At 60.7% G+C, this 25923-nt stretch carries 25 protein-coding genes; 17 read left to right on the top strand and 8 right to left on the bottom strand.

Going from position 1 to position 25923, the window contains the following annotated elements; translation table 11 throughout:
* The first annotated feature begins 42 nt into the window (after window positions 1-42).
* From odhB to BLQ09_RS21960, 6 genes are all read left to right on the top strand, one after another.
* On the top strand, window positions 43-1266 hold the full coding sequence (gene odhB / locus BLQ09_RS21935; RefSeq protein ID WP_065924489.1) for a 2-oxoglutarate dehydrogenase complex dihydrolipoyllysine-residue succinyltransferase: 1224 nt from the start codon (window positions 43-45) through the stop codon (window positions 1264-1266).
* A 101-nt stretch (window positions 1267-1367) separates the two neighbouring features.
* Window positions 1368-2804 (top strand): dihydrolipoyl dehydrogenase, encoded by a 1437-nt coding sequence (lpdA, locus tag BLQ09_RS21940; protein WP_027607060.1) that lies wholly within the window; start codon window positions 1368-1370, stop codon window positions 2802-2804.
* Between the two features lie 204 nt (window positions 2805-3008).
* Entirely contained in the window at window positions 3009-4175 is a 1167-nt protein-coding gene (gene sucC / locus BLQ09_RS21945) for an ADP-forming succinate--CoA ligase subunit beta (protein WP_003233235.1), read from the top strand.
* Window positions 4175-5056, top strand: coding sequence for a succinate--CoA ligase subunit alpha (sucD, locus tag BLQ09_RS21950; RefSeq protein ID WP_003172813.1), 882 nt, complete (start codon window positions 4175-4177; stop codon window positions 5054-5056). The genes sucC and sucD overlap by 1 nt, the downstream gene beginning before the upstream one ends.
* A gap of 416 nt (window positions 5057-5472) precedes the next feature.
* Window positions 5473-6786 (top strand): branched-chain amino acid transport system II carrier protein, encoded by a 1314-nt coding sequence (gene brnQ, locus BLQ09_RS21955; RefSeq protein ID WP_027607061.1) that lies wholly within the window; start codon window positions 5473-5475, stop codon window positions 6784-6786.
* Window positions 6787-6929: 143 nt separating this feature from the next.
* A complete protein-coding gene (locus tag BLQ09_RS21960) occupies window positions 6930-7667 on the top strand; it encodes a DUF599 domain-containing protein (protein WP_027607062.1) in 738 nt (245 codons plus the stop codon).
* A 94-nt stretch (window positions 7668-7761) separates the two neighbouring features.
* On the opposite strand, the gene BLQ09_RS21965 is transcribed toward BLQ09_RS21960, so the two are convergent.
* Window positions 7762-8013 carry a hypothetical protein gene (locus BLQ09_RS21965; RefSeq protein WP_010211724.1) on the bottom strand — a complete coding sequence of 84 codons (252 nt, stop codon included), beginning with the start codon at window positions 8011-8013 and terminating at the stop codon, window positions 7762-7764.
* A gap of 158 nt (window positions 8014-8171) precedes the next feature.
* On the opposite strand from BLQ09_RS21965, the gene BLQ09_RS21970 reads away from it, so the two are divergent.
* The 4 genes from BLQ09_RS21970 to BLQ09_RS21985 all read left to right on the top strand — a co-directional run bounded on the left by BLQ09_RS21970 (window position 8172) and on the right by BLQ09_RS21985 (window position 11886).
* Window positions 8172-8648, top strand: coding sequence for a PaaI family thioesterase (locus BLQ09_RS21970; protein WP_027607063.1), 477 nt, complete (start codon window positions 8172-8174; stop codon window positions 8646-8648).
* Window positions 8645-9097, top strand: coding sequence for a PaaI family thioesterase (locus tag BLQ09_RS21975; RefSeq protein WP_065939925.1), 453 nt, complete (start codon window positions 8645-8647; stop codon window positions 9095-9097). Before BLQ09_RS21970 ends, BLQ09_RS21975 begins: the two co-directional genes overlap by 4 nt.
* 89 nt (window positions 9098-9186) lie before the next feature.
* On the top strand, window positions 9187-11091 hold the full coding sequence (htpG, locus tag BLQ09_RS21980) for a molecular chaperone HtpG (RefSeq protein ID WP_027607065.1): 1905 nt from the start codon (window positions 9187-9189) through the stop codon (window positions 11089-11091).
* Window positions 11092-11157: 66 nt separating this feature from the next.
* Complete coding sequence (locus BLQ09_RS21985; RefSeq protein WP_027607066.1) at window positions 11158-11886, top strand: dienelactone hydrolase family protein; 729 nt, start codon at window positions 11158-11160, stop codon at window positions 11884-11886.
* A 46-nt stretch (window positions 11887-11932) separates the two neighbouring features.
* On the opposite strand, the gene BLQ09_RS21990 is transcribed toward BLQ09_RS21985, so the two are convergent.
* Window positions 11933-12799: a pirin family protein gene (locus BLQ09_RS21990; protein ID WP_092358533.1), complete on the bottom strand. Its 867-nt coding sequence runs from the start codon at window positions 12797-12799 to the stop codon at window positions 11933-11935.
* Between the two features lie 64 nt (window positions 12800-12863).
* On the bottom strand, window positions 12864-13280 hold the full coding sequence (locus BLQ09_RS21995; protein ID WP_092358535.1) for an OsmC family protein: 417 nt from the start codon (window positions 13278-13280) through the stop codon (window positions 12864-12866).
* 140 nt (window positions 13281-13420) lie between these two features.
* Here BLQ09_RS21995 and BLQ09_RS22000 point away from each other — a divergent pair, with 140 nt between their 5' ends.
* Window positions 13421-14443 carry an amidohydrolase family protein gene (locus tag BLQ09_RS22000; RefSeq protein ID WP_092358537.1) on the top strand — a complete coding sequence of 341 codons (1023 nt, stop codon included), beginning with the start codon at window positions 13421-13423 and terminating at the stop codon, window positions 14441-14443.
* Window positions 14444-14549: 106 nt separating this feature from the next.
* On the opposite strand, the gene fabB is transcribed toward BLQ09_RS22000, so the two are convergent.
* From fabB to BLQ09_RS22025, 5 genes are all read right to left on the bottom strand, one after another.
* Window positions 14550-15770, bottom strand: coding sequence for a beta-ketoacyl-ACP synthase I (gene fabB, locus BLQ09_RS22005; protein WP_027607070.1), 1221 nt, complete (start codon window positions 15768-15770; stop codon window positions 14550-14552).
* An 11-nt stretch (window positions 15771-15781) separates the two neighbouring features.
* Window positions 15782-16297: a 3-hydroxyacyl-[acyl-carrier-protein] dehydratase FabA gene (fabA, locus tag BLQ09_RS22010; protein WP_003210552.1), complete on the bottom strand. Its 516-nt coding sequence runs from the start codon at window positions 16295-16297 to the stop codon at window positions 15782-15784.
* Between the two features lie 249 nt (window positions 16298-16546).
* Window positions 16547-18448, bottom strand: a complete 1902-nt coding sequence (locus BLQ09_RS22015) for an ATP-binding protein (protein ID WP_027607071.1) — start codon at window positions 18446-18448, stop codon at window positions 16547-16549.
* Window positions 18445-19374 (bottom strand): ABC transporter substrate-binding protein, encoded by a 930-nt coding sequence (locus BLQ09_RS22020; protein WP_092358539.1) that lies wholly within the window; start codon window positions 19372-19374, stop codon window positions 18445-18447. The genes BLQ09_RS22015 and BLQ09_RS22020 overlap by 4 nt, the downstream gene beginning before the upstream one ends.
* Window position 19375: 1 nt before the next feature.
* Complete coding sequence (locus tag BLQ09_RS22025; protein ID WP_371914540.1) at window positions 19376-21496, bottom strand: TonB-dependent receptor plug domain-containing protein; 2121 nt, start codon at window positions 21494-21496, stop codon at window positions 19376-19378.
* A gap of 195 nt (window positions 21497-21691) precedes the next feature.
* Between BLQ09_RS22025 and BLQ09_RS22030 the strand changes: the two genes are divergently transcribed.
* The 6 genes from BLQ09_RS22030 (at window position 21692) to BLQ09_RS22055 (ending at window position 25835) form a co-directional block, all read left to right on the top strand.
* Entirely contained in the window at window positions 21692-22717 is a 1026-nt protein-coding gene (locus BLQ09_RS22030) for an NAD(P)H-dependent glycerol-3-phosphate dehydrogenase (RefSeq protein WP_092358543.1), read from the top strand.
* Between the two features lie 10 nt (window positions 22718-22727).
* Window positions 22728-23075: a DUF4389 domain-containing protein gene (locus tag BLQ09_RS22035; RefSeq protein WP_027607075.1), complete on the top strand. Its 348-nt coding sequence runs from the start codon at window positions 22728-22730 to the stop codon at window positions 23073-23075.
* The gene (sixA, locus tag BLQ09_RS22040) at window positions 23072-23521 is read left to right on the top strand and encodes a phosphohistidine phosphatase SixA (RefSeq protein WP_027607076.1); all 450 of its coding nucleotides are present in this window, start codon (window positions 23072-23074) and stop codon (window positions 23519-23521) included. The genes BLQ09_RS22035 and sixA overlap by 4 nt, the downstream gene beginning before the upstream one ends.
* A 118-nt stretch (window positions 23522-23639) precedes the next feature.
* Window positions 23640-24083 carry a hotdog fold thioesterase gene (locus BLQ09_RS22045; protein ID WP_027607077.1) on the top strand — a complete coding sequence of 148 codons (444 nt, stop codon included), beginning with the start codon at window positions 23640-23642 and terminating at the stop codon, window positions 24081-24083.
* Between the two features lie 97 nt (window positions 24084-24180).
* Entirely contained in the window at window positions 24181-24984 is an 804-nt protein-coding gene (locus tag BLQ09_RS22050; protein ID WP_027607078.1) for an alpha/beta fold hydrolase, read from the top strand.
* Window positions 24981-25835 (top strand): alpha/beta hydrolase, encoded by an 855-nt coding sequence (locus BLQ09_RS22055; RefSeq protein WP_027607079.1) that lies wholly within the window; start codon window positions 24981-24983, stop codon window positions 25833-25835. Before BLQ09_RS22050 ends, BLQ09_RS22055 begins: the two co-directional genes overlap by 4 nt.
* The last annotated feature ends 88 nt before the right edge of the window (window positions 25836-25923 follow it).

Below are 25923 nucleotides of genomic sequence, written 5' to 3' on the forward strand. Positions count from 1 at the left end.
CCTTCGCGCTGACTGAAACCGAATTTTAAGGACCCACAGATAATGGCTATCGAAATCAAAGCCCCGTCATTCCCGGAATCGGTTGCCGATGGCACCGTTGCCACCTGGCACAAGAAACCAGGTGAGGCCGTCAAGCGTGACGACCTGATCGTCGACATCGAGACCGACAAAGTCGTGCTGGAAGTGTTGGCCGAAGCTGACGGCGTGCTGGGCGCAATCGTTGCCGAAGAGGGCGCTACCGTTCTGTCGAACCAGGTACTCGGCTCGATCGAAGAGGGCAGCGCTGCCGCTGCTCCTGCTGCCGCTGCTGCACCGGCCGCTGCCTCGGCACCTGCTGCCGCTCCGGCTGCGGGTGGCGAAGATCCAATCGCCGCACCGGCTGCTCGCCAGTTGGCTGAAGAAAACGGCATCAACCTGGCTTCCATCAAAGGCACCGGCAAAGACGGCCGTGTGACCAAGGAAGACGTGGTCGCTGCTGTTGAAGCCAAGAAAAACGCTCCGGCTGCCGCGCCTGCCAAGGCTGCTGCCCCGGCTGCCGCTGCGCCTGTGTTCGCTGCCGGCGACCGCACCGAGAAGCGTGTGCCGATGACCCGCGTGCGTGCCACCGTGGCCAAGCGCCTGGTTGAAGCACAGTCGAACATGGCGATGCTGACCACTTTCAACGAAGTCGACATGACCGAAGTCATGGCTCTGCGTTCGAAGTACAAGGATCTGTTCGAGAAGTCCCACAACGGCGTGCGCCTGGGCTTCATGTCGTTCTTCGTGAAAGCGGCCACCGAAGCGCTGAAACGCTTCCCGGCAGTCAACGCTTCCATCGACGGCGGCGACATCGTTTACCACGGTTATGCAGACGTCGGCGTTGCCGTGTCCAGCGACCGTGGCCTGGTGGTCCCGGTCCTGCGTAACGCCGAACTGATGAGCCTGGCTGAAATCGAAGGCGGCATCGCCGGCTTCGGCAAGAAAGCCCGTGACGGCAAGCTGACCATCGACGAGATGACCGGTGGTACCTTCACCATCACCAACGGTGGTACCTTCGGTTCGATGATGTCGACGCCGATCGTTAACCCGCCACAAGCCGCGATCCTGGGCATGCACAACATCATCCAGCGTCCGATGGCCATCAACGGCCAAGTCGTGATCCGCCCAATGATGTACCTGGCGCTGTCTTACGATCACCGCCTGATCGATGGTAAAGAAGCCGTGACTTTCCTGGTGACCATCAAGAACCTGCTGGAAGACCCGGCTCGTCTGCTGCTGGATATCTGATAGAAGCAGCTGCAGGTCTCAAGTGACAGATTGCCGGATAAGGCAGTTGGGCTTGGGGCTTGCGGCTTGAAAGCTTGCTGCTAAATAGAGGAACTATTTTCATGTCGCAGAAATTTGACGTTGTAGTGATTGGTGCGGGTCCTGGCGGCTACGTTGCCGCCATCAAGGCCGCACAACTGGGCCTCTCGACTGCTTGCATCGAAAAATACACCGACAAGGAAGGCAAACTGGCATTGGGCGGTACTTGCCTGAACGTCGGTTGCATTCCGTCCAAGGCGCTGCTGGACAGCTCCTGGAAATTCCACGAAGCCCAGGACGGTTTCGCGATCCACGGCATCAACCATGCCGGCGTGACCATGGACGTGCCAGCAATGGTCGGCCGTAAAGCCAACATCGTCAAAGGCCTGACTTCCGGCGTTGCCACCTTGTTCAAGGCCAACGGCGTGACTTCCCTGCAAGGCCACGGCAAGCTGCTGGCCGGCAAGAAAGTTGAAATCACCAAGCCGGACGGCTCGGTAGAAGTCATCGAAGCCGAGAACGTGATCCTGGCCCCAGGTTCGCGTCCAATCGATATTCCACCAGCTCCGGTTGACCAGAACGTGATCGTTGATTCGACCGGCGCCCTGGAATTCCAGGCTGTGCCTAAGCGCCTGGGCGTGATCGGCGCCGGCGTCATCGGCCTGGAACTGGGTTCGGTCTGGTCCCGCCTCGGTTCCGAAGTGACCGTGCTGGAAGCCCTGGACACGTTCCTGCTGGCTGCTGACACCGCAGTGTCGAAGGAAGCGCTGAAAACCCTGACCAAACAAGGTCTGGACATCAAGCTGGGCGCTCGCGTGACCGGCTCTAAGGTCAACGGCGAAGAAGTCGTCGTGACCTACACCGACAAGGATGGCGAACAGACCATCACGTTCGACAAGCTGATCGTGGCCGTTGGTCGCCGTCCAGTGACCACCGACCTGCTGGCTTCCGACAGCGGCGTGAACATCGACGAGCGTGGCTTCATCCACGTTGACGATCACTGCGCTACCACCGTTCCGGGCGTCTACGCCATTGGCGACGTGGTTCGCGGCATGATGCTCGCGCACAAGGCTTCCGAAGAAGGCATCATGGTGGTCGAGCGCATCAAGGGCCACAAGACCCAGATGAACTACGACCTGATCCCATCGGTTATCTACACCCACCCGGAAATTGCATGGGTCGGCAAGAACGAACAGCAGTTGAAAGCTGAAGGCGTTGAAGTTAACGTCGGCACCTTCCCGTTTGCCGCTTCTGGCCGTGCCATGGCAGCCAACGACACCGGTGGTTTTGTCAAAGTCATCGCTGATGCCAAGACTGACCGCGTATTGGGCGTCCACGTGATTGGCCCAGGCGCAGCAGAACTGGTTCAGCAGGGCGCGATCGGTATGGAATTCGGCACCAGTGCCGAGGACATCGGCATGATGGTCTTCTCCCATCCGACCCTGTCCGAAGCGCTGCACGAAGCCGCGTTGGCAGTGAATGGCCATGCCATCCACATCGCCAACAAGAAGAAGCGCTAAGCGAGATAATAAGAAACCACGGCGGAGTTGCCCGTCGTGAGCCTTGCGCGCAAGACTCACCGCGGAATATCCGCTGGACGCAGTCTTGCGCAGCTTTACGGGCCTTGAGCCCCGCAAGTTGCGCAAGCAGCAGTCACAGGTGGCGCGGCACTCATAATGAGCGCAGCGCCGAATGCGCAGTACCTAACGAAGACGGTAAAAAGCATGAATCTTCACGAGTATCAGGGTAAGCAGCTGTTCGCTGAATACGGCCTGCCAGTTTCCAAGGGCTACGCAGTAGACACCCCGGAAGCAGCAGCAGAAGCTTGCGACAAAATCGGCGGCACCGAGTGGGTTGTCAAAGCCCAGGTCCACGCTGGTGGTCGCGGTAAAGCGGGCGGCGTTAAGCTGGTTCGCAGCAAAGAAGACGCCAAGGCCTTCGCACAGCAGTGGCTGGGCAAGCGTCTGGTGACTTACCAGACTGATGCCAATGGCCAGCCAGTCACCAAGATCCTGGTTGAATCGTGCACTGATATCGCTAAAGAGCTGTACCTGGGCGCTGTCGTTGACCGTTCGAGCCGTCGCATCGTGTTCATGGCTTCCACCGAAGGTGGCGTGGACATCGAGAAGATCGCTCACGAAACCCCAGAAAAAATCCTGAAAGCCACTATCGATCCACTGGTTGGCGCCCAGCCATTCCAGGGTCGCGAGCTGGCTTTCCAGCTGGGCCTGGAAGGCAAGCAAGTTGCCCAGTTCGCCAAGATCTTCGTAGGTCTGGCCAAGCTGTTCCAGGATCACGATCTGGCCCTGCTGGAAGTGAACCCGCTGGTGATCAAGGCTGATGGCGATCTGCACTGCCTCGACGCCAAGATCAACATCGACGCCAACGCCATGTACCGTCAGCCTAAGCTGAAGACTTTCCACGATCCGTCCCAGGACGATCCGCGCGAAGCGCACGCTGCCAAGTTCGAACTGAACTACGTAGCCCTGGAAGGTAACATCGGTTGCATGGTCAACGGTGCCGGCCTGGCCATGGGTACCATGGACATCGTCAACCTGCATGGCGGCAAACCAGCCAACTTCCTCGACGTGGGCGGTGGTGCTACCAAAGAACGCGTAACCGAAGCCTTCAAGATCATCCTGTCCGACTCCAACGTCGCTGCAGTACTGGTCAACATCTTCGGCGGCATCGTTCGTTGCGACATGATTGCCGAAGGCATCATCGGTGCAGTGAAAGAAGTCGGCGTTAAAATCCCGGTTGTTGTTCGCCTTGAAGGCAACAATGCTGAACTGGGCGCTAAAGTACTGGCAGAAAGCGGTTTGAACATCATCGCGGCTACCAGCCTGACCGACGCTGCTCAACAAGTTGTCAAAGCTGCGGAGGGCAAATAATGAGCGTCCTGATCAATAAAGACACCAAAGTTATCTGCCAGGGTATTACCGGTTCGCAAGGTAGTTTCCACACCCAGCAAGCCATCGAATACGGCACCAAGATGGTTGGCGGCGTAACCCCGGGCAAAGGCGGCACCGAGCACCTGGGCCTGCCAGTGTTCAACACCGTGAAAGACGCTGTAGCTGCCACTGGCGCCACCGCCAGCGTGATCTACGTTCCAGCTCCTTTCTGCAAGGACTCGATCCTGGAAGCGGCATTCGGCGGCATCAAGCTGATCGTGTGCATCACCGAAGGCATTCCTACCCTGGACATGCTGGACGCTAAAGTTAAGTGCGACGAGCTGGGCGTAGTCCTGATCGGCCCTAACTGCCCAGGCGTGATCACTCCAGGCGAATGCAAGATCGGCATCATGCCAGGTCACATTCACTTGCCAGGTAAAGTCGGTATCGTTTCCCGTTCCGGCACCCTGACCTACGAAGCTGTGAAGCAGACCACTGACGCCGGTTTCGGTCAGTCGACTTGCGTCGGCATCGGCGGTGACCCGATCCCGGGCTCCAACTTCATCGATATCCTGAAGCTGTTCCAGGAAGACCCGAAGACCGAAGCGATCGTGATGATCGGTGAGATCGGCGGTTCGGCTGAAGAAGAAGCGGCTGCCTATATCAAGGCACACGTGACCAAGCCGGTTGTTTCCTACATCGCTGGTGTGACTGCCCCTGCGGGCAAGCGCATGGGCCATGCGGGCGCAATCATCTCTGGCGGCAAAGGCACTGCAGACGAGAAATTCGCTGCACTGCAAGACGCAGGCGTTAAAACCGTGCGTTCGCTGGCAGACATCGGCAAGGCCTTGGCCGAGCTGACCGGTTGGGCTGTCAAGTAAGCCTCGCGCTTAGCTGACGCTTTACCAGCAAAGGCCACCTTCGGGTGGCCTTTGTGCATTCTGCAGATTGTTGACGATTCAAATGTGGGAGGGGGCTTTCCCCGATTGCAGTGCATCAGCCAGCTAATGTGGGACTGACGCACCGCTATCGGGGGCAAGCCCCCTCCCACAATTTTGTTTGTATTGCCAAATTAAGTATGAAAACGCGACATCGAGATGTCGCTTATCGGACAGTCCGCCCCGCAACAGTGCGTTTGTCAGGCTAATTCTGTACCCTAGCCGCCTCTTTATGCGTCCGCCTCCCAAAAGGAAGCTGCGCGCTAGACCGGCCGGTGCCCATAAGGGCCGGCAGCATTTCCCTCATCCATAGGGAATCCCTCTCTAAATTCCGATTCAGTAGTGTGGTATTTCCTCAAATGAAAGTGTTGAAAAGCCAGGACATCCTGGCGTTGGGCTTCATGACCTTCGCCCTGTTCGTGGGCGCCGGCAACATCATCTTCCCGCCTATCGTTGGTTTGCAGTCCGGGCCTCATGTCTGGATGGCGGCGCTGGGCTTCCTGATCACCGCCGTTGGCCTGCCGGTGGTCACCGTGATCGCCCTGGCCAAGGTCGGAGGCGGCATGGACGCGCTGAGCAGCCCGATCGGCAAGATCGCCGGTGGCCTGCTCGCGGCGGCGGCGTATCTGGCGGTAGGGCCGCTGTTCGCCACCCCGCGTACCGCGACCGTGTCGTTTGAAGTGGGCCTGGCGCCGCTGACCGGCGAAAGCCCGCTGGCGTTGTTCCTCTACAGCTCGGTGTATTTCCTGGTGGTGTTCTTTGTCTCCCTGTACCCAGGCCGACTGCTGGACACCGTGGGTCGCTTCCTGGCGCCGCTGAAGATCATCGCCCTGGCCATCCTCGGCATTGCCGCGTTTGCCCTGCCGGCTGGTGAGGTGGGTGTCGCCACCCCGGAATACGTCGCCGCACCGTTTTCCCAGGGCTTTATCAATGGCTACTTGACCATGGATACCCTGGGTGCGCTGGTGTTTGGCATTGTGATCGTCAATGCGATCCGTTCCCGTGGTGTCGAATCGCCCAAGCTGATCACCCGCTACGCGATCATTGCCGGGTTGATTGCCGGCGTCGGTTTGGCGCTGGTGTATGTCAGCCTGTTCCGCCTCGGGTCGGGCAGCCATGAAGTCGCTGCCGGCGCGGCCAATGGCGCCGCAGTGCTGCACGCTTATGTTCAGCACACCTTCGGTTCCCTGGGCAGTGGGTTCCTGGCTGTATTGATCTCCCTGGCATGCCTGGTCACAGCCGTCGGCCTGACCTGCGCGTGTGCCGAGTACTTCAGCAAAATCCTGCCGCTGTCCTACAAGGCGCTGGTCGTCATTCTGGCGCTGTTCTCGCTGTTCGTGTCGAACCTGGGCCTGACCAAGCTGATTGCGTTCTCGATCCCGGTACTCACTGCGATCTACCCGCCGTGCATCGTGCTGGTGGCGTTGAGTTTCTGCAAAGACTTCTGGCAGGAGCAGGGCCGTATCGTCGGTCCGGTGATGCTGGTGTCGTTCATCTTTGGCTGCATCGACGCGCTCAAGGGCGCGGGTCTGGCGGGTTGGATGCCTTCGCAGTTGGCGAACCTGCCGCTGAGTGAGCAAGGCCTGGCGTGGCTGGTGCCCTCGGTGATGACGCTGGTCGTGGCTGTGGTGGTCGACCGAGTGCTCGGCAAGCGTAGTGAAGCTATCGCTTAACTCGCGGGCTTCGGCTTGCACTGAAATGCCCCGTATCGATTGATACGGGGCATTTTTTTTGAGCGCAAGGCAGTGTCTTTTTCTCTGCGCTAACGTCGAACAGACGCAAAAAGTTTCTCAATCTTCTTTCTGCAAGGACCCGCATGTCGTTCGTCGAAGCCAATCAGATCCACCTGCTTGCTGCCCTCTGGTTCATCCTGTGCTGGGGCGGCTACACCCGTTATGCCACCTGGAAAGCCCGAGACACCGCGTGCCTGGCCAGCGTGCTGCATTTGTATCGCGAAGACTGGATGCGTCGCATGCTGCTGCGTGACAACCGCATCGCCGACGCCAGTGTGATCGGCAACCTGGAGCGTAATGCCTCATTCTTCGCCTCCAGCACCTTGATCATCCTCGCCGGCATTCTCACGGTGCTGGGGGCTTCCGAGCGGGCGGTGTCATTGCTGGCCGACATACCCATGGTGCAGCAGGCTTCCCAGGGCATGTCGGAGATCAAGTTGCTCTGCCTGGCGCTGGTCTTTGTCTATGCCTTCTTCACCTTCAGTTGGTGCATGCGCCAGTACAACTTTGCCGCGGTGCTGGTCGGGTCGGCACCGATGATCGGTGAGCGGCATGTGTCGGAGCAGGAGCGCAAGGCGTTTGCCCTGCGTGCGGCGCGAGTGATTTCCATGGCCGCCAACCAGTTCAACTTTGGCCTGCGTTCTTATTACTTCGGCATGACCATGCTGGCGTGGTTCGTCAGCCCCTGGTTGTTCATGTTGATGAGTGCCGGGGTGGTGTTCGTGTTGTATCGCCGGGAGTTTCATTCCGACGTACTGCAAGTGATGGTGTATACGCAGACGGATACACCGATGCCTGAGCCCGCCAAAGAGGAGATTTAATGCGTGACGCGCTGAGTTAAAAACAACAGGCAAAGTAAAGCCCGCTATATAAGCGGGCTTTCTTTTTGCAGCAAAGCTATTTCATGCCGCGGTATCAGGAACCGGTGGCAGGAGTAGCTGGTGCTGCTTCTTTTGCGGCGGCTTCGTTCGATTCAGCCTGAGCTTTGGCAGCATCGGCGTTTTCTTTCGCAGCGTCGTTCACTTTATCCTGAGCTTTCGCCATGTCTTTTTGAGCTTGCTCAGAATGCGCTGCGGCATCTTGGGCTTTGTCTTCGGATTTCTTGTCGCAAGCAGCGAGACCGAGGGCAGCGGCCAACATCATGGAAATAGCTAAAGTCTTACGCATGGGGTGTTTCTCCTTAGTGAAGATATCTACTGGCCTTTCGAGCATGGCCGTTCAGCATTAGTTCCTTTTATTCCACAGATATATAAACAACGACCTCAAAGGAACTTTCGCCCGCACCGTCTATTTCGCCCATCAACACTAATAAGAGTCTGCAACGAATGACCGAAAATCCCTTGTTAGAGCGCGCGACGCGCTTTGTCTCGGCCTTGCGCCATTGTCAGGTGCTGGGTATCAGCGTTCATCATGCCAGCGAGGAGGGCATCACGTTGGTCATGCCTTACGCGCCGCAGTTGGTGGGTGATCCCCAGACCGGCGTGATCCACGGTGGCGCGTTGACATCCTTGATGGATACCGCCTGCGGCATGGCCACCCTGTGTGTCCTGCCGGAGTTCGAGGTGTGCCCGACCCTGGACCTGCGTGTCGACTATATGCATCCCGCCGAGCCGCATAAGCCGGTATATGGTTTCGCCCAGTGCTACCGGGTGACCACCGACGTGATCTTCACCCGTGGTTTTGCCTATCAGGACGACCCGCAACAACCCATCGCCCATGTGGTGGGCACCTTCATGCGCATGGGCAAGCGTCTCAAGGGCACCCAAGGGTTGGGGCGCGCCATCAAGGGAGAGCAGGCATGACCCATCGATTCAAGACCCGCCTGGAACAGGCCCATCAGCGCGGCAGCTACGAGGCGCTGCTGGACCTGATCCCCTACGCCAAACTGATCGGTATCGAATGCACCCGGCTGGGGGATGAATTGCTGTTTCGCCTGCCGGCCCACAAGGACAATATTGGTAACCCCATATTGCCGGCGCTTCACGGCGGGGTGATTGCCGGCTTCATGGAGCTGGCAGCGGCGTTGCACCTGCTGGTGTTTACCGGAGCGCCGGGCCTCCCGAAAATCATCGATTTCTCCCTCGATTACCTGCGCGCCGGCCAGTTTCGCGACACTTACGCCAAATGCCAGGTGTGGCGCCAGGGCCGACGTGTGGCGAATGTGGCGATCACCGCCTGGCAAACCACCGCCGCCGAGCCCATCGCCACCGCCCGTGCGCATTTCAAGATCGAGGACGTGGTCCGCCCTTGAAATCCTGCTCTTAGCCCCCAACTTTGATGACAACCCGCCGCCAACCCTTCAGGGCGCGGCCACTGCCATCCAATTGGAGTTTGATGACCATGAGTGTGGAAACTCAAAAGGAAACCCTGGGCTTCCAGACCGAGGTGAAGCAACTGCTGCACCTCATGATCCATTCGCTGTATTCCAACAAGGAAATCTTCCTTCGCGAATTGATCTCGAACGCCTCTGACGCTGTCGACAAATTACGTTTCGAAGCCCTGTCCAAGCCTGAACTGCTGGAAGGCGGCGCGGAACTGAAAATCCGTGTGAGCTTCGACAAAGACGCCAATACCGTCACCCTCGAAGACAACGGTATCGGCATGAGCCGTGAAGATGCGATTACCCACCTGGGGACCATCGCCAAATCCGGTACCGCCGACTTCATGAAAAACCTGTCCGGCGACCAGAAGAAAGATTCGCACCTGATCGGCCAGTTCGGTGTGGGCTTCTACTCGGCCTTCATCGTGGCCGACAAGGTTGAAGTGTTCAGCCGTCGTGCCGGCCTTGACGCCAGCGAAGGCGTGCACTGGGCTTCCAAGGGCGAGGGCGAATTTGAAATCGCCACCGTCGACAAGGCTGACCGTGGTACCCGCATCGTCCTGCACCTCAAATCCGGTGAAGACGAGTTTGCCGATGGCTGGCGCCTGCGCAATATCATCAAGAAGTACTCCGACCATATCGCCTTGCCGATCGAGCTGCCGAAAGAACAAACGGCTGCCGAAGGTGAAGAGAAGCCTGCCCAGGAATGGGAAACCGTCAATCGCGCCAGTGCCCTGTGGACCCGTCCGCGTACCGAGATCAAGGACGAGGAATACCAGGAGTTCTACAAGCACATCGGTCACGACTACGAAAACCCGCTGAGCTGGAGCCATAACAAGGTCGAAGGCAAGCTGGAATACAGCTCGCTGCTCTACGTGCCGGCCCGTGCGCCGTTCGACCTGTACCAGCGTGAAGCGCCGAAGGGCCTGAAGCTGTACGTGCAGCGCGTGTTCGTGATGGACCAGGCGGAGTCGTTCCTGCCGCTGTACCTGCGCTTTATCAAGGGCGTGGTCGACTCCAATGACCTGTCGCTGAACGTGTCGCGGGAAATCCTGCAAAAAGACCCGATCATCGATTCCATGAAGTCGGCGCTGACCAAGCGCGTGCTCGACATGCTGGAAAAACTGGCGAAGAACGAGCCAGAGCAATACAAGGGCTTCTGGAAAAACTTCGGCCAGGTCATGAAAGAAGGCCCGGCGGAAGATTTTGCCAACAAGGAAAAAATCGCCGGTCTGTTGCGCTTTGCTTCCACCCAGGGTGAAGAGGGCGAGCAGGTGGTGTCCCTGGCCGAGTACCTGGCACGTGCCAAGGAAGGCCAGGACAAGATTTACTACCTGACCGGCGAAACCTACGCACAGGTCAAGAACAGCCCGCACCTGGAAGTCTTCCGCAAGAAAGGCATCGAAGTGCTGCTGCTTACCGACCGTATCGATGAGTGGCTGATGAGCTACCTCAACGAGTTCGACGGCAAATCCTTTGTCGACGTGGCCCGTGGCGACCTGGACCTGGGTAACCTGGACTCCGAGGAAGAGAAGAAAGAAGCCGAGGAAGTCGCCAAGGCCAAAGAAGGCCTGGTTGAGCGGATCAAGGCGTCCCTGGGCGATGCCGTCAGCGAAGTGCGGGTTTCCCACCGTCTGACCGATTCCCCGGCGATCCTCGCCATCGGCGAGCAGGACCTGGGCATGCAGATGCGCCAGATCCTCGAAGCCAGCGGCCAGAAGGTCCCGGACTCCAAGCCGATCTTCGAATTCAACCCGGCTCACCCGTTGATCGAGAAACTCGACGGCGAGCAGAGCGAAGAGCGCTTTGGCGACCTGTCCCACATCCTTTTCGACCAGGCGGCCCTGGCCGCCGGCGACAGCCTCAAGGACCCGGCCGCCTATGTGCGCCGACTGAACAAGCTGTTGGTTGAACTGTCGGTTTGATACCGTTGTAGAAAAACCCGCTTCGGCGGGTTTTTTCGTTCTAGTGCACCCTAACTGGAGAAAATGATGAGCCAAGTCACCGTGCGTTCCGTGGTCTATCAGATTGATGGCCAGTCTTATGAAAGTCGCCTGGCGTTCGATGCCAGCCAAAAGAACCCGCTGCCCGGCCTGCTGATGGCGCCGAACTGGATGGGGGTAAGTGCGGGGGCCGAAGAGATCGCCAAGAGCGTTGCCGCCAAGGGCTACGTGGTGCTGATCGCCGACCTCTATGGGCAAACCGTGCGCCCGTCGAATGGCGATGAAGCCGGCGCCGCAATGATGCCGTTGAAGAATGATCGCCCGTTGCTGAACAAACGCATGCAGGCTGCCCTTGAGCAGCTGCAGGGCCAGACCGAAGCGGCAGTGGACACCTCTAAGCTGGCCACCTTTGGTTTCTGCTTCGGCGGTTGCTGCTCCCTGGAGCTGGCACGGACCGGTGCGCCATTGAAGGCTGCCGTATCGTTCCACGGCACCCTCGACACGCCGAACCCGGCAGATGCGAAAAACATCAAGGGTTCAGTGCTGGTGCTGCACGGTGCTTCCGACCCGTTGGTGCCGAAAGAGCAACTGCCGGCGTTCGAAGATGAAATGAACGCGGCCGGCGTGGACTGGCAATTGCTGAGCTACGGCGGTGCGGTGCATTCCTTCACCGACCCGCACGCCAATGTGCCGGGCAAGATGATGTATGACGCCAAGACCGCTGCACGGGCGTTCCGGTCGATGCATAACTTGCTGGATGAAGTGTTCAAGGGCTGAATCTTCAGCGCCTGTTCCAGCGTCATCGGGGGCTTGCCCCCGATAGCTATCTCACCGGCAACTCAATTCTTTCGGTTTCACCCGGCACCGTCGGCCAATCCCCCGCCGCCCAGCGCTGCCTGGCCTGCTCGATCTTCAGCGGATCGCTCGCGACAAAATTCCAATTGATCCGCCGTGGCCCATCCAGCGGTGCTCCGCCCAACACCACCAACTGGCAATCGCTTTCGGCGAACAGGGTCATTACCTGCCCGGCCGGCAATACCACCAGGCTGTGCACCTCAAGCTGCTCATCCTCCAACTGGGCTTCACCCTCCAGCACATACACCGCGCGTTCCTCGTGCTCGTCAGGAATCAGCAGGGTCGTGGCCGTTTGCATGTGTACATCTGCATACAACGTAGGCGACAGCACCGGCACCGGTGACTTGAGGCAGAAGCCACTGCCGGCGATCAGGCGAATCCGCACGCCCAGGTTGTCACTCACCGGCAGGCTCGCCGCAGGGTGATGGCTGTAGTGTCCAGGCCCCTCTTCGTGGTCCTTGGGCGATGCCAGCCATACTTGCAGGCCATGCATGCTGAAACCACGGGCCTTGAGTGCCTCGGGTGTGCGCTCGACATGGGCGATTGCACTGCCTGCGGTCATCCAGCTGACATCGCCGGCCTCTACCACCTGATCCGACCCCAGGCTGTCCTTGTGCTGCAGTGCGCCTTCGAACAGATAGGTGAGGGTGGACAGGCCGATATGGGGGTGCTGGCGGATGTTCATGCCGCTGCCCGGTGCATAGCGGGTCGGCAACATATGATCGAAAAACACAAAGGGCCCGACGCTGCGACATTCCCGCGAGGGCAGCGGGCGCAGGATCGGCTGGCCTTCGACATCTTCGGGGCGTGGGCGGATCACGGTGAGGGTGGTCATGGTGCGTCCCAGTCTGAGCGGGTTGTAGGGTAATGAGCATAACCCGCTCGACGGGAGGTTGCCGCTATTGGCTGAACGCGCCTTCAGAGAGGCGGGTTTCGATGGTGACCTCGGCGGTGGTCATCAGCTTGTGTACCGGGCAGCGATCGGCCACGCGGTGCAGCTCGTCGCGCTGTTCGTCGGTGAGTACGCCCTTGAGCGTCAGCTTGACGTTGAGCCTGTATTTGCCCTTTTGTTCTTCGGTGGCGTCGTGGGTGACTTCCACGGTCACGCCGGTCAGGGGGATGTCTTTTTTCTGGGCGTAGAGCTTGACGGTCAGCGCCTTGCACGATGCCAGCGCGGCGTCGAAGTAATCGTGGGGGGAGGGCGCCGAGTCGTCACCACCCAGGCTCTTGGGCAGGTCGGTAAACAGCTCGTGATTATTGATATTGACGCTGTGGCGGAAGTTGTCGGTGTTCAGCGTATTGACGGTAACAGGCATGGCAAACCTCACGGGGTGGCAGAAGGAAGGTCATGCAGTTATAGAGCATGCTGGCACGGGGGTGTTCCACATTTTTTGCCGGCTGAACCACGGTATGGCACGCAAGGTCTACCGGTACTCGCCCTTATCGAGGTTATACCGTGCCCTGGACCCGCTTGAGTCTCGCCCTGTTGCTCGCCGCCAACAGCCTTGCGACACAGGCTCGCGACTATGCCTACAGCGATGCCCATCTGCATTACGTGGATTTCTTCCAGGAAACGGCGGGGATGGATAAGTTGCTCAAGGCAATGGCAGAAAATCGCATCGAGCATGTCATGATTTCCGGCATTCCCGTCGCAAAGAAATGGCACGAAGACGAACCCAAGCGCCCGCGCTACTACGCCGGTGATGACGCAGATGCCTATTGGTACAGCGCCACGGACGTGATTGTCGCCGCAGCGGTAAATAAACTGACGCCTGAACAGCGCCAGCACTTTCATCCGTTTCTGTCCGGCTTCAACCCCAATGACAAGAACTCGGATGCCCATATCCAGCGCATGCTCGACCTCAACCCGGGGCTGTGGCAAGGCATCGGTGAAGTGTTTACCCGCCACGACGACCTTACCGCCCTCACATCGGGGGATACCCCGCGCGCCAACAACGAGGCCATGACGCGCATCTATCACCTGGCGGCGGAAAACGACTTGCCGGTGATGCTGCACTCCAACATCACCTCCAAGCGCGAGCGTAACCCGCTGTATTTGGCCGAAATCGAAGAGCCGCTGCGCAACCACCCGCACACTCGCTTTATCTGGGCTCACGCCGGCACCAGCAAGGAAATTCACCGCCACCAGGTGCAAATGGACTTTTTGCTGCCCACCTTGAGCCGTATGCTCGAGGCTTACCCCAACCTGTATATCGACCTGTCCTGGAGCATGCTCACGCCGTACTTGCTGGATGATGGGGGCAAGCCTCGGCCGGAGTGGGTAACGCTGGTGGAGCGCTTCCCGGAGCGCTTTATGCTGGGTTCGGATGTCGTCGGGCGTTTCAACAAGCTGGGTGAGGAAATGCACCGCTTTGATGTCTTCCTTGATGCATTGCCTGAAGACGTTGCCCACAAAGTGGCGAGGGACAACTTCCTGGCCATCCTGCCTAAACCTCGCGGCGATGAGGGTGCGCGTTGATATTGCGTTTTCGTCTCACGCAAATGCGGTTGCGGTCTCAAATCCAGTCGCCCATAAAAAAGCCCCGAACCAGTCGGGGCTTTTTCAGGTGATCAACCTGCGGGGCTTACTTACCCTGCCAGCGTTTCAGCACCAGGGTGGCGTTAGTGCCACCGAAGCCGAAGCTGTTGCTCATCACGGTGTCGACTTTGACGTTTTCAACCGTCTTGGTCAGGATCGGCATATCGGCGACGACCGGGTCGATCTCGTCGATGTTGGCCGAACCGGCCATGAAGTTGCCTTCCATCATCAGCAGGCAGTAGATCGCTTCGTGAACGCCGGCGGCGCCCAGGGAGTGACCCGACAGGCTCTTGGTGGAGCTGATGGCCGGTGCCTTGTCGCCGAACACCGCGCGTACACCTTCCATTTCCTTGGCGTCGCCGACCGGAGTCGAGGTGCCGTGGGTGTTCAGGTAGTCGATCGGGGTGTCCACGGTGGACATGGCCATCTGCATGCAACGGATGGCGCCTTCACCGCTTGGCGCAACCATGTCGTAGCCATCGGAAGTAGCGCCGTAGCCAACGATTTCCGCGTAGATCTTGGCGCCACGGGCCAGGGCGTGCTCCAGCTCCTCGACCACCACCATGCCGCCACCGCCGGCGATGACGAAACCGTCACGCTTGGCATCGTAGGCGCGGGAGGCTTTTTCCGGGGTTTCGTTGTACTGGGTGGACAGGGCACCCATGGCGTCGAACAGGAACGACTGGCTCCAATGTTCTTCTTCGCCGCCGCCGGCGAACACGATGTCCTGCTTGCCCAGTTGGATCTGCTCGACGGCGGTGCCGATGCAGTGTGCACTGGTGGCGCATGCGGAGGAGATCGAGTAGTTCACGCCCTTGATCTGGAATGGCGTGGCCAGGCAGGCCGAAACGGTGCTGCCCATGGTCCGTGTGACACGGTACGGGCCAACGCGCTTCACGCCTTTTTCGCGCAGGATGTCCAGCGCTTCCATCTGGTTGAGGGTCGATGCGCCGCCGGAGCCGGCGATCAGGCCGGTGCGTACGTTCGATACCTGGTCTTCGCTCAGGCCGGAGTCGGCGATTGCGTCTTTCATGGCCAGGTAGGCGTAGGCGGCAGCGTGGCCCACGAAGCGATAGATCTTGCGATCGATCAGTTCTTCGAGGGGCAGGTCGATGGAGCCGGAAACCTGGCTACGCAGACCCATTTCGGCATATTCCGGGTTGAAGCGGATGCCAGGGCGACTTGCACGCAGGTTAGCGGTGACGGTCTCTTTGTCATTGCCCAGGCAAGAAACAATGCCCAGACCAGTGATAACGACGCGGCGCATGCGGATAACCCTTAAAAGTTGTCAGTGGAAGTAAATACGCCGACCCGAAGGCCTTCGGCAGTATAGATCTCGCGACCGTCGACAGTCACCGAACCGTCGGCGATGGCCAGGTTCAGCTTGCCCTTGAGGACGCGCTTGATTTGAATGTTGTAGGTGACTTTCTTGGCGGTCGGCAGGACCTGGCCAAAGAACTTCACTTCGCCCGAACCCAGGGCGCGGCCACGGCCTGGCAGGCCTTGCCAGCCCAGGTAGAAGCCGACCAGTTGCCACATGGCGTCGAGGCCCAGGCAGCCCGGCATGACAGGGTCACCTTCGAAGTGACAGGCGAAGAACCACAGGTCCGGGGTGATATCCAGCTCGGCGACCAATTCACCTTTGCCGTACTTGCCACCCTCTTCGCTGATATGGGTGATGCGATCCACCATCAGCATGTTCGGGGCGGGCAGTTGCGCGTTACCTGGGCCGAACAGCTCACCGCGACTGCAGCGCAGCAGGTCTTCCCGAGTAAAGGCGTTTTGTTTGGTCATGCGAGCTCCTCAATAATCCCATGCGGCAGGGTAGGGCAAATCTTCCCGAACCGAATGAAGCGTTCATGCCTCATGTCGGCAGCCTACACATAGACTATTGCGTTGTAGTGAAAGTCACAGCGGCAAGGTACTGAATGTACACTTGTTCACTGAAATTTTAAACCGAGCCTGTTTATGGGCCCGTTCGGGTGCCTAAGACTGCCGCACTTTCGTCTTTCACGCCAGTCGGAGTTGGCTGATGGCGCGCCGCTATTGCACCCAGCGCTGCAGGATTTGCTGCAGATCCGTGCGTTTGAACGGCTTGGCCAGGTAATCGTTCATTCCGGCCGCAAGGCAGGCTTCCCGGTCGCCCTGCAAGGCGTTGGCCGTCAGGGCGATGATCGGCAGGTCGGCGCAGCCGGGCAGTTGGCGAATCTGCCGGGTGGCTTCATAACCGTCGATCAGGGGCAGGCGACAATCCATCAGGATCGCGGTGAAGATCAGGCTCTCGGCACTGCGGATCGCCTCGGCGCCATCGGTGGCCAGGCTGACTTCAAAGCCCAGGCTGCGCAGCATGGCTTCGACCACGGTGCGGTTGACCGGATTGTCCTCCACCAGCAACACATGGCGACCCTCGCCGGCGCTGTGCTTGCCCTCGGCATCCAGGGCGATCGACGGCTGGCTGTGGGGGTCGATGGCCAGCGGGATCTCCAGGGTAAACACCGAGCCACGGCCTTCTTCGCTCTGCGCGCGCAGCGTGCCTCCCATGCGTTCGGCCAGGGTACGGGCGATGGGCAGCCCGAGACCGGTACCGCCGTAACGTCTTGAAATGGAACTGTCGGCCTGCTGGAACGCATCGAACATCAATTCCAGGCGCTCGGCGGAAATCCCGATGCCGCTGTCACGCACGGTGCAGGTGAACCACACCAACTCATGGTCGAGCACCTGCCAGTGGGGCTCGACGCTGACGGTGCCGTGTTCGGTGAACTTCAAGGCATTGCCGATCAGGTTCACCAGGATCTGGCGGATCCGCGTCGGATCGCCCTGTACCCGCAGTGCGTCCATGCCGGGCGGGATCGGCAGCTTGAGCGCCAGCCCGCGCTGCTGGGCGCTGTGCTGGAAGGCCTGGGCGCAACTGTTGATCAGGTCGGCCAGGTTGAAGGGGATATGTTCCAGCTCCAGGGCCGCGCGTTCGATGCGCGAGAAGTCGAGAATGTCGTTGATCACCTTGAGCAAATGCTCGGTGGATTCGGAGGCCAGCGCCGCGTATTCGGTCTGTTCCTCGGTCATTTCGGTGGTTTCCAGCAGTTGCAGCATGCCCAGTACGCCGTTCATCGGCGTGCGCAGTTCGTGGCTCATCATGGCCAGGAAGTCTGACTTGGCGTTGTTGGCCCGTTCGGCCTCTTCGCGGGTCTGGATCAACTGGGCCATGGCCTGCTGTTGTTCGCGGCTGGCCTGGTTGAGGCCTTCGGCGAGGTTGTTGATATGCCGCGACAGGTCGCCCAGCTCCGAGTCATCCACAATCGGCAGCGGCGTCTTGTAGTCGCCCTGCTGGATGGCCTTGACCGCATTGCCCATGGCGCTGATCGGTTGCGACAGGCTCGCCGCCAGGCGCCGGGCGAGCAGGAACGTAAACAGCAGGGCGAACAGCGCGAGGATACCGGCCTTGAACAGGATCTCCTGCTGGCGCTGGCTGAAGGCGTCATTGGACATGCCGACGATCACCCGGCCCAGGTAGTCCGCGCGGGGGGCCTTGGGTTCGTTGAGGTTGTCCTGGAAAAAGTCGTTGCCCAACTGGATATGCTGCAGGCGGATCGGTGCCTGGAACACTTTGACCGACAGCGCGCGGTCGTGTTTCTCCGCGGGTTGCTCGACGTACACCAGGATATTTTCGCTGCTGTCCTGAATCTCCAGGAAACGCACATGGGGCGTCGCCAGCGTGGCGCGAAGCAGGCTGTCGAGCACATCGTTGTTGCCCGAGATCACCCCATATTCGGTGGCCGGTGCCAGTTGGTTGGCGATCAATTGGCCGGTGTGGTCCAGTTCCTGGCGCAGGTCCTGGATACGCACGAAGGTGAAGAAGCTGATCAACAGCAACGTCAGCAACAGCGCCGGGCCCAGGGTGATGAGCTGGGTGCGGGTATTGATGTCCCAACGACGACGCAAGGTCATGGGCGTTTTTCTCCTTCGGCCATTCGGGCGGCGACGCTGGCTTCGTCCACCTGTTCGATGCCCAGTGAGCGTGCGACCTGCGCGTTGCCCACGACTTTGAAGCGTTCGGGGTACAGCGCGCGTGGCCAAGCGGCCGGCGGCTGGTCGAGCAAACGATCGAGTACCGCCAGCCAATCTTCCTGGTCGCTGTAGGTGCTGGCGAGGCTGCCGGCGCGCACAAACCCTGCATTGGGCCCGAACAGCGGCAATTGCTGGGCGTAGCTGCTCAGCAGCAGGTTTTTAGCGGTCTTCGGGTTGTACAGCTGCGGGTCATCGAGGCCGAGCAGCACGTCGCTGTTCCTGAACAGGGTTTGCAGCGGACGACTGTCGTTAGTGTTGTCCCAGCGCTGCGGCACGATCTCCAGCTCCAGGGCCGCCGCATGCTGGCGCAATTCGGGCAGCAGGAATTCGCTGTCGGTGCCGTAGAGCACGCCGATGCGCCGTGCCTGGGGCAGGACGCTGCTGATCAGGCGCAGCTGCCGCTCCAGCGGCGGGTCGCTCCACAACAGGCTGACCCGCGCGTGCCGTGATGCCTCCGGGCGCTGATGGGCTTGGAGCCGACTGATACGCAGCACCAGCGTCGGCGGCCCTTGAGTATCCCGCAGGCGCCAGTCGAGGCCGGGCAGGTCGAGCAGGATCAGGCGCGTGCCGGCGGGCAGGTGGCTGGGTGCCGGCAAGGCCGCAAGGGACGTGAAGGTGACGCGGTCTTCGGGGCGTTGCCGGGCCAGCGCCTGGGTAAAGGCCTGCACCCCGGCGCCGTCTTCGGCGGCGGTCAGCAGGATCTCGGCGCTCCACGCCGGTGCGCACAGCAACAGGCCGGCCAGCAGCCCGGCAAGTTGCCGCAGCCTATAGATAAAGAAGAAGGTCATCCGTGACGAGTCGCCCATGTCAGAACTCTAACTCCGCGCTGAAGTAGAGTACGTGACGATGGTCGTAAGTGTTGTCGGCCCAGGTGGTGGGCTGGTTATCGAGGCGTTGTTGCAACATGCCGGCCAGCTCCACGTTGGCTTTGCCCAGGGCAATGCGCTTGGCCACCCGCAGGTCGACCCGTTCGAAACGATATTGGTTGAGTGCGTCGTCGCCATAGTAGAACAGCGCGCTGGACCAACCTTGGCCCCATTCGCGCAACCAGCCGGCCGAGCCACTGTTACGCGCGGTCTGCGCTTTGTCCAGTGGGTTGCTGGTGGTGGCGTCGACATACGCGTAAGTCAGCCGCAGGCGGTCGGCGTTGCTCACGCGCCAGTCGAACTGGGACTCGGCGCCGGTGAAGCGTGAGCTGTTGGCGTTGCTGGCAATGTACTGGTTATTGCGCAGCGGCGAGCTGATCATGTCGGTGATTTCGTCGTAGAACACCTTCACGTCCATGTTCAGCCCGATGTCGGCAAAGAAGCCGTTGTAGCCCAGTTCCCGCGAGCGCATCAGTTCTTTGTCGAGGTTGCCCGGGCCCCGCGTCTTCACGAAGTACTGTCCGGAACTCTGCCCATAGGTCGGTGAGCTGAGGTTGGTGACGCGGTAGCTCCAGTTGACATTGTTCTCGAACATGTCCGGCGAACGGATGGCTTCCGAGTACACCGCGCGCAAGCCGTGGCGCGGGTTGATCAAATAGTTGACCGCCACCCTGGGCGTCAGCGAATGGCCGCTCAGGTGCGTGTCTTCGAACATGGCGCCGCCTTGCAGCAGCCAATGTTCACTGGCGCGCCATTCCAACTGGCCGAACAGGCGCCAGGTGGTGTCGTCCAGGGTGCCGTTGAAGTAGGTATCGGAGTCGGCGCGGTCGTAGCGGTAATTCATGCCGCTGACCAGGCGCAGGCTGTCGGACAGGCTGAGGGTGTCCTGGATTTCCACATCGTAGCGGCTTTCGCGGGTGCTCTGGTCGATGTCGCCGCAGACGCTCTGGTTGGCGCCGTTGCGCCACTGGTCCAGTACCTGGTTGGCCAAGGCTTGTTCGGCGGCGCTGCCCGGTGGCGCGGTGCCCTGGCTGTAGGTGTCCATATGCCGGGCCAGCCGTTCGGCATAGTTGGGGTTGAGCTGCCACAACTGGGTCAGCTCGGGGCTGAACGAGACCTTGGCGTCACAGGCCTTCCAGATTTGCCGGCGGTCCCACTGCTGGGCCGAGCCTTGGATATAGAGGCTGTGATCGGGGTTGAAATCAAAGTTCCAGCGCAGGGAGCCGGCGTAGTCCTTGGCCGTGACATCGGAATTGTCGCCGCCTTCGGTAATCCCGGCGAATACCGGGGTGTAGGTGTAAGGGCGCTGGTTGGTGCCTTCCTTGGCATTCAGTTGCCAATCGATACTCTGTTGCGCGTTCAAGGTCTGGCTCACTGCCAGGCTGAAGCGGTTGAGGCGACGGCCGTCCCGGCGGTCGGCGCCAGCGGCATCGCTGTCAAAGCCATCGTCCTGTTGCCCGGACAGCGACAGGCGCAGATCGCCGGTTTCCCAGCCCACGCCCTGGCTGGCATAAAAGTCATTGATACCGCGCTCACCGCGAATCACCTTCACCCGTGAGCCATGGCTGTTGGCCGGTGAGCGCGTGAGGATATTGACCACCGCCATCAAGGCATTCGCCCCGTAGCTGACGGTGTTGGGGCCGCGGAAGACCTCGATGCGCTCGATGTCTTCCATTGCTACCGGAATGTCGCTCCAGTCCACCGTGGCCAGGCCGGCGCGGTACACCGAACGCCCGTCGATCAATACCTGCATGCGGCGCGCATCGCTGGCGCTGGTGCCGTGGTAGTTCACCGCCGCCTGGTTGCCGGTGGTGTAGCCGACCATCATCCCCGGCACCAGGCGCAGCAGCTCGCTGATGTCCCTTGCGCCGCTGGCCTTGATCAACTCGCTGTCGATCACGGTCATGCTGCCCGGCACGGCGGCGGCCGATTGCTTGAGGCGCGTGGCGGTCAAGACCTGCGGCAGCGGCTGGCTGTCGAGGAACAGGTCGTCAGCCAGCGCAGGTGCACTGCACAACAGCATAAGCAGTAGAGATGAACGGGAAGGAGGGCCCAAATACACGACATGGCCTTGATAATGACGGATAGCCGCCCATGTTAACCGAGGTGAGGCTATTTGCCAGTCGTCGCCCTTGCAATTCCGTCACACGGACATGGCAGTTTTCGACAGGCCCACGATTTGATACGGGGGCTGGCCGCAAGCGGGTCGCCCCGTATAATGCCGCCATCGCCACTGGTATGGATTAACGGATTGCATATGACTGAACAGCGCCCTATTGCGGTCCTGGGAGGCGGAAGTTTTGGTACCGCCGTGGCTAACCTGCTGGCCGAGAACGGCCATGCGGTGCGCCAGTGGATGCGCGATCCCGAGCAGGCCGAGGCCATTCGCGTACACCGCGAAAATCCTCGTTACCTTAAAGGCATCAAGATTCATCCGGCGGTCGAGCCGGTCACCGACCTGTTGGCCACCCTGACGGACTGCGACCTGTGCTTTGTCGCGCTGCCTTCCAGCGCCTTGCGCGCGGTGCTGGCGCCCCATGCCGAGCGCCTGGCGGGCAAGCTGCTGGTCAGCCTGACCAAGGGCATCGAGGCGCAGACCTTCAAGCTGATGAGCGAAATCCTCGCCGAGATCGCCCCCCGGGCGCGCATTGGCGTGCTGTCCGGGCCGAACCTGGCGCGGGAAGTCGCCGAGCACGCGCTGACCGCCACGGTGATCGCCAGCGAGGATGAGGCGTTGTGCGAGCGCGTCCAGGCGGTGCTGCATGGCCGGACCTTCCGCGTATACGCCAGTGGCGACCGCTTTGGCGTGGAACTGGGCGGGGCGCTGAAAAACGTCTACGCGATCATCGCCGGCATGGCGGTGGCGCTGGGCATGGGCGAAAACACCAAGAGCATGCTGATTACCCGTGCCCTGGCGGAAATGACCCGCTTCGCGGTGAACCAGGGCGCCAACCCCATGACCTTCCTGGGCCTGGCCGGCGTGGGCGACTTGATCGTCACCTGCTCGTCGCCGAAAAGCCGCAACTACCAGGTGGGTTTCGCCCTGGGCCAGGGCCTGAGCCTGGAAGACGCGGTGACGCGCCTGGGCGAAGTGGCCGAAGGGGTCAACACCCTCAAGGTGCTCAAGGCCAAGGCCCAGGAAGTCGGCGTGTACATGCCGCTGGTCGCCGGGTTGCACGCGATCCTGTTTGAAGGGCGCACCTTGACCCAGGTCATCGAGTTGCTGATGCGGGCCGAGCCCAAAACCGACGTCGACTTTATTTCCACCAGTGGTTTCAACTGAGGAACGCGCCATGAACGATCCGAAAGCAGCCCCCAAGTACGAGTCCATTATCCTGCGCATCCTGTGGATGCTGGTGTTTGCCCTGGTGTGGCAGGTGGCGCAGTTCCTGCTCGGCGCATTGGTGGTGGTGCAGTTGATCTACCGCCTGGTCTACAGCGCGCCGAACCTGGGCCTGATGAACTTCGGCGACAGCCTCAGCCAGTTTCTTGCCCAGATCGGCCGCTTTGGCAGCTTCCACACCGAACAGAAGCCCTGGCCGTTCGCCGACTGGCCAACCCCTCGCGCTCCCGAGGGCGAAGCCGCCCACAGCGTGCCGCCGGCGCCGCACCCGGTGCGGGATGAGGAGCCGAAGCTATGAAGGTGTGGGTCTTGCGTCACGGTGAGGCCGAGGCGCATGCCCGCACGGATGCCGAGCGCAACCTCACCGAACATGGCCGCGCCGAGGTGTTGCGTAGTGCGGCGCACCTGATCGGCCAGCCGCTCAGCGCGATCATTACCAGCCCGTACGTGCGGGCGCAGCAGACTGCACAGCTGGTGCGGGACGCGTTGGGTTTTGAACCGGATATCCGCACGGTGCCTTGGCTCACGCCGGAGGGCAATCCGCTGGAGGTCCTGAGCAAGCTCGACAGTGATGACAACGTGCTGCTGGTCAGTCATCAGCCCCTGGTCGGCAGCTTGATCAGTTTTCTGCAGCATGGCCATCAGCGCCAGCCGCAGCCGATGTCCACCGCCAGCCTGGCGGAGCTTGAGGGCGACTTCCCGCTGGCGGGGTTGATGAGCCTGGTCAGCGTGAAGAATCCGTAGGCTATCGTCGGGCCACAAAGGCGCGGGTCCCATGTCCGTCGCTTTTCGTTGGCCCGAGCGCAGCGAGGCAGTTGTGTGGCAGGATTAGGTCCGTAATAAAACCAATAAGGACAATTCCATGAGCTTGTGGCGCACCCAACCGAATATCGAACAACTCAATGCCGGCCAGAAAAACACCATCGGTGAGCTGCTGGACATCCGTTTTGAAAGCTTCGACGACGAATCCCTCACCGCCAGCATGGTGGTCGACCACCGCACTCACCAGCCCTACGGCCTGCTGCATGGCGGTGCGTCGGTGGTACTGGCCGAGAGTGTCGGCTCCGTGGCGGCTTATTTGTGCATCGACCCGAGCAAGTTCTATTGCGTGGGCCTGGAGGTCAACGCCAATCACCTGCGCGGTGTGCGCAGCGGGCGGGTGACGGCGGTGGCCAAGGCGATCCATATCGGCCGCACCACCCAGGTCTGGGACATCCGCCTGACCACCGATGACGGCAAGTGCAACTGTGTCTCACGGCTGACCATGGCCGTGGTGCCTTTGGGCGAAACCCCTCCGGCGCGATAGGTGTGGCGTGAGTGTCATCATTCCTGGCAGTTACAGTCATTGCTGTGGGGCTTGGGGCTGGTGACAATCAATCTCGGTTTTTGCAGATGGGTCCGCTATGTCGCAGCACGTGTTTTTTGCCCACGCCAATGGCTTCCCCTCGGCCACCTACGGCAAGCTGTTTGCCGCCCTGGCCCCGGAATATGCGGTGGCTCACTTGCCGCAGCACGGTCACGACCCCAGGTTCCCAGTGGACGATAACTGGCAGAACCTGGTGGACGAGTTGATCCATCATCTGGAGCAGCAACCGCAGCCCGTCTGGGGCGTGGGCCATTCCCTGGGTGGCGTGCTGCATTTGCACGCGGCCCTGCGCTGCCCGCAGCTGTATCGCGGGGTGGTGATGCTCGACTCGCCCGTATTGACCCGCGCCGACCGCTGGGTGATCCGCGCCGCCAAGCGTTTCGGTTTTATCGATCGACTCACGCCGGCCGGCCGTACCTTGGGCCGTCGTGAAGAATTCAGCGACCTGGACGCCGCGCGCAGCTACTTCGCCGGCAAGACCCTGTTCCGAGGCTTCGACCCGGAATGCTTCGACGCCTACTTGCAACACGGCCTGTACCAGGCGGGTGATCGCCTGCGGCTGCGTTTCGACCCGGCCACCGAAATCAGCATCTACCGGGGCGTGCCTCACACCAGTCCCGGCCAGGTGCGCCAATTGAAAGTGCCGCTGGCGGTGGTGCGCGGTCGCCAGAGCCGTGTGGTGATGCGTCACCACGCCAGCGGTGTCGACCGTCTGCCCATGGGCGAAATGCTCACCATGCCCGGCGGCCATATGTTTCCCCTCGAACGCCCCCAGGACACCGCGACCTTGATCAAGACCCTGTTCGCGCGCTGGGAAGCCCGGGAGCGCAGCTGCGCATGAGCACACCCGTCGAAGAGGTTCGCCTGAGCCTGCCGCACATTGAGTTGGCGGCCCATCTGTTTGGCCCCGAGGACGGTTTGCCGGTGATCGCCCTGCATGGCTGGCTGGACAATGCCAACAGCTTTGCACGCCTGGCGCCGAAGCTTGCGGGTTTGCGTATCGTGGCGCTGGACATGGCCGGCCATGGGCATTCGGCGCATCGTCCTACAGGTGCCGGTTATGCCTTGTGGGATTACGTCCACGACGTGCTGCACGTTGCCGAGCAACTGGGCTGGAAACGTTTTGCATTACTCGGCCACTCCCTCGGCGCCATCGTGTCCCTGGTGCTGGCCGGTGCCTTGCCGGAACGGGTGACGCACCTGGGTTTGATTGACGGCGTGATCCCGCCCACGGCCAGCGGTGAGAACGCGGCCGAGCGCCTGGGCATGGCCTTGCAGGCGCAATTGAACCTGCAGGATAAGCGCAAGCCGGTCTACACCACCCTGGATCGGGCGGTTGAGGCGCGCATGAAAGGTCTGGTCGCCGTGAGCCGTGAAGCCGCAGAGCTGCTGGCCCAGCGCGGTTTGATGCCGGTGCCGGGCGGTTATACCTGGCGCTCGGACAGTCGCCTGACCCTGGCTTCGCCGATGCGCCTGACCGATGAGCAGGCGATGGCTTTCGTGCGCCGCGTGGGTTGCCCTGCGCAGTTGGTGGTCGCCGCCGATGGCATGTTGGCGAAACATCCCGAATTGCTTTCCCAGCTACCCTTTACGGTAACCACGTTGCCGGGTGGCCATCATTTACACCTGAATGATGAGCCCGGTGCGGTCCTTGTTGCAGACTGTTTCAATCGGTTCTTCTCCGCGCCTTGACTTGGGGCGGTCAACTGCCGAGGCTGGGCGGATTGAAAGGGAGTCAACCATGAACCAACTCAACACTGCTGCGACCTCCGATGGCCAG

This window comes from Pseudomonas sp. NFACC25, from assembly GCF_900100935.1.
GTDB classification, from domain to species: Bacteria; Pseudomonadota; Gammaproteobacteria; order Pseudomonadales; family Pseudomonadaceae; genus Aquipseudomonas; species Aquipseudomonas marginalis.

Bases quoted from the DNA above. Each gene is read 5' to 3' on its own strand.
- fabA (WP_003210552.1), bottom strand. From the start codon at position 16,297: ATGACCAAACAAAACGCCTTTACTCGGGAAGACCTGCTGCGCTGCAGT.
- BLQ09_RS22045 (WP_027607077.1), top strand. From the start codon at position 23,640: ATGAGCTTGTGGCGCACCCAACCGAATATCGAACAACTCAATGCCGGC.
- BLQ09_RS21985 (WP_027607066.1), top strand. From the start codon at position 11,158: ATGAGCCAAGTCACCGTGCGTTCCGTGGTCTATCAGATTGATGGCCAG.
- brnQ (WP_027607061.1), top strand. From the start codon at position 5,473: ATGAAAGTGTTGAAAAGCCAGGACATCCTGGCGTTGGGCTTCATGACC.
- BLQ09_RS22020 (WP_092358539.1), bottom strand. From the start codon at position 19,374: ATGGGCGACTCGTCACGGATGACCTTCTTCTTTATCTATAGGCTGCGG.
- sucD (WP_003172813.1), top strand. From the start codon at position 4,175: ATGAGCGTCCTGATCAATAAAGACACCAAAGTTATCTGCCAGGGTATT.
- BLQ09_RS22050 (WP_027607078.1), top strand. From the start codon at position 24,181: ATGTCGCAGCACGTGTTTTTTGCCCACGCCAATGGCTTCCCCTCGGCC.
- htpG (WP_027607065.1), top strand. From the start codon at position 9,187: ATGAGTGTGGAAACTCAAAAGGAAACCCTGGGCTTCCAGACCGAGGTG.
- BLQ09_RS21960 (WP_027607062.1), top strand. From the start codon at position 6,930: ATGTCGTTCGTCGAAGCCAATCAGATCCACCTGCTTGCTGCCCTCTGG.
- fabB (WP_027607070.1), bottom strand. From the start codon at position 15,770: ATGCGCCGCGTCGTTATCACTGGTCTGGGCATTGTTTCTTGCCTGGGC.
- BLQ09_RS21995 (WP_092358535.1), bottom strand. From the start codon at position 13,280: ATGCCTGTTACCGTCAATACGCTGAACACCGACAACTTCCGCCACAGC.
- BLQ09_RS22030 (WP_092358543.1), top strand. From the start codon at position 21,692: ATGACTGAACAGCGCCCTATTGCGGTCCTGGGAGGCGGAAGTTTTGGT.
- sixA (WP_027607076.1), top strand. From the start codon at position 23,072: ATGAAGGTGTGGGTCTTGCGTCACGGTGAGGCCGAGGCGCATGCCCGC.
- BLQ09_RS21965 (WP_010211724.1), bottom strand. From the start codon at position 8,013: ATGCGTAAGACTTTAGCTATTTCCATGATGTTGGCCGCTGCCCTCGGT.
- sucC (WP_003233235.1), top strand. From the start codon at position 3,009: ATGAATCTTCACGAGTATCAGGGTAAGCAGCTGTTCGCTGAATACGGC.
- BLQ09_RS22015 (WP_027607071.1), bottom strand. From the start codon at position 18,448: ATGACCTTGCGTCGTCGTTGGGACATCAATACCCGCACCCAGCTCATC.
- BLQ09_RS22035 (WP_027607075.1), top strand. From the start codon at position 22,728: ATGAACGATCCGAAAGCAGCCCCCAAGTACGAGTCCATTATCCTGCGC.
- BLQ09_RS21970 (WP_027607063.1), top strand. From the start codon at position 8,172: ATGACCGAAAATCCCTTGTTAGAGCGCGCGACGCGCTTTGTCTCGGCC.
- lpdA (WP_027607060.1), top strand. From the start codon at position 1,368: ATGTCGCAGAAATTTGACGTTGTAGTGATTGGTGCGGGTCCTGGCGGC.
- BLQ09_RS21990 (WP_092358533.1), bottom strand. From the start codon at position 12,799: ATGACCACCCTCACCGTGATCCGCCCACGCCCCGAAGATGTCGAAGGC.
- BLQ09_RS22055 (WP_027607079.1), top strand. From the start codon at position 24,981: ATGAGCACACCCGTCGAAGAGGTTCGCCTGAGCCTGCCGCACATTGAG.
- BLQ09_RS21975 (WP_065939925.1), top strand. From the start codon at position 8,645: ATGACCCATCGATTCAAGACCCGCCTGGAACAGGCCCATCAGCGCGGC.
- odhB (WP_065924489.1), top strand. From the start codon at position 43: ATGGCTATCGAAATCAAAGCCCCGTCATTCCCGGAATCGGTTGCCGAT.